Raw genomic sequence first — 2126 nt, 5'->3', positions numbered from 1 at the left:
CGTTGGAGGTACGGGCGTTGGTGACCCCGTCGGGCAGCGGGTCGGTGACCGTCCAGCGGGTCGCGGTGTTCGGCCCGTTGTTGGTGACGATGATCTGGTACTCGATGTCCTCACCCGGACCGACCTTGGCCGGACCGATCTTGATCACGGACAGGTCCGCCTGCGGGTTGGTGAACCCGAAGTCGGCACCGTGATCGTTCTGACCGGCACCCTTCGGGGTGACCTCGACGGCCGGGAACGGGTTGCCCGACGTCTCACCACTGGAGTCGACCTGGTCGTTGTCACCCTGGTTCGGACGGGTCGGCTTCCAGCCGTCCAGCACCCCACCGGCCTGGAAGTCGGCCGGGTTGTCCATCTTCACGGTGTACGTCTTGCCGTACGGCAGATCCTCCGGCTTGACGTTCTTGGTCACGGTCGAGTCGAAGTAGTACTCACCCCGCTCATTGGTGACCGCCGTACCGATCTTGTTGCCATCGGCGTCGTACAGGTTCACCGTGGCACCCACCACCGGCTCCTCACCAGGGTCCTGGATACCGTCCTCGTCCAAGTCCTTCCAGACCCGGTTACCGATCTGCAACGGCGCCTCGTCACACATCACTTCGAGGTCACCGATGCCACGCGCCTTGCCGAACGTATCGTTCAGGAAGTTGCCGTCGTCGTCGCCGGCAGTGCCCGTGGTGCGGTCGACCCACCGCACACCACTACCCGTCTTGCGGATGGGGTCCATCGCGGTGAAGGGAATGGTCGTCTCCACCTTGGAGATGGCCACACCACCCGAGCTGTCCTCGTGGTGGGCACCCGTGTGGTCACCGGGGTAGAACTCCTTGGCGTTCGGGTTCTGCCCGCCGGAGTTCTCGGGGGTGGCGTTGTTCGTGCAGCCGCCGTTGCCGTCCAGGATGAACATGTGGTTCCCGCCACGGCAGGCCCGGTTGATGTCACCGCCCTGGAACGCGGTCGTCGCCGGCCACGTGGCGGAGGTGCTGGGCAACGCCCAGCCGGCCCGGTCGGCGAAGCGGTCGGCGAAGCCGAGGACCATGTCGCCGTTGGTCTCGAAGTTGATGTCCGAGAGCTCCGGCTCCGGGTTCTGGATGTAGGCGTTGGTGCAGGCCTTGCCGTCCTGGTTCAGGGGCCGGATATTGGTCCACGGGTACCAGCCCTCGCCGTTGCAAATGTCCGCGGGCAGGGTGTCAGCGGTGAGACACCACCGCGAGGGAAGTTCAGCGGCTGGTCCATGACGGTACCGGTGAACTGGCCCGTGACCGGGTCGAAGACCTGCACGACGGCCCGCATGTCGGCCTTGCTGCCCGTCGACTGCGCCGAGCAGACACCACCGACATACACCTTGCCCTCGTAGAGGCCCAGGCCGTAGGGGCGCCAGTCCCCGGGAGCGGCGCAGCCCGGGTCCTTGATCGCGTAGGACGCCTTTTCCTTGGCGGCCGTCGGCTGCGTGGCGTCGTAGCGGTAGAGCCTGCGGTCGTGCATGTTGACGACGTACAGGTCCTTGCCGTCCGAACTGACGTCGAGGTCGCCCAGCGACTCCTTGCCCACCACCGCGCCGAACGCCTCGTCCATCCCGGCACCCGGGTGGTGGGCGGTGGAGCCGGCATTGGGAACCGTGGCGAACACCGTGGTCTGCTTGGTCGCCGGGTCCGTCCGGTAGATCGCACCCGGACCACCAGGACCGTACTTGGTGCCCCGCTTGGCATACGCGGCAGAGAAGACCTGCTTGGTCACCTTGTTGTAGCCGAGACCCCACACCGTACCGGTGTCGCCGGTGGTGGCCAGATCGGTGAGCTGATTGTATTCGCCCCGCGCGTTGAACGGGAACGACGTCAGCGTGCGGTTGCTGTCCGGCGCCGGGTTCTGCGCCGGAATCGTCGGATTCTGACAGGCCGTCACCAGCATGGCATTCTTCTGGCAGTAGTCCTCCGGGCTCCAGAACGAGGTCGTGATCTCCACGTTCTTGCCGCCCGACAGATCCACGAACTCCACGTTCGACGACAGCACCGTCGGATCGATCAGATCGCTCCTAAGCGAAGCGGCCCCAGGGAAGAGTACCCCCCCCCCCCCCCCCCCCCCCCCCCCACCCCCCCCCCCCCCCCCCCCCCCCCCCCCCCCCCCCCCCC

The 2126-nt window shown here is 66.7% G+C and carries 2 protein-coding genes; both read right to left on the bottom strand.

What is annotated here, in order from left to right; translation table 11 throughout:
* Positions 1-1036 (bottom strand): SdrD B-like domain-containing protein (locus CTZ28_RS46240; protein ID WP_121895942.1); only part of this gene is annotated, 1036 nt, incomplete at its 3' end.
* An 86-nt stretch (positions 1037-1122) separates the two neighbouring features.
* Positions 1123-2007 carry a YncE family protein gene (locus CTZ28_RS46235; protein ID WP_183154923.1) on the bottom strand — a complete coding sequence of 295 codons (885 nt, stop codon included), beginning with the start codon at positions 2005-2007 and terminating at the stop codon, positions 1123-1125.
* Between the last annotated feature and the right edge of the window lie 119 nt (positions 2008-2126).

Origin of the sequence: Streptomyces shenzhenensis (assembly GCF_003688995.1) — a bacterium.
Taxonomy (GTDB): Bacteria; Actinomycetota; Actinomycetes; order Streptomycetales; family Streptomycetaceae; genus Streptomyces; species Streptomyces shenzhenensis_A.
This window is presented reverse-complemented; position numbering and strand designations above follow the sequence as displayed.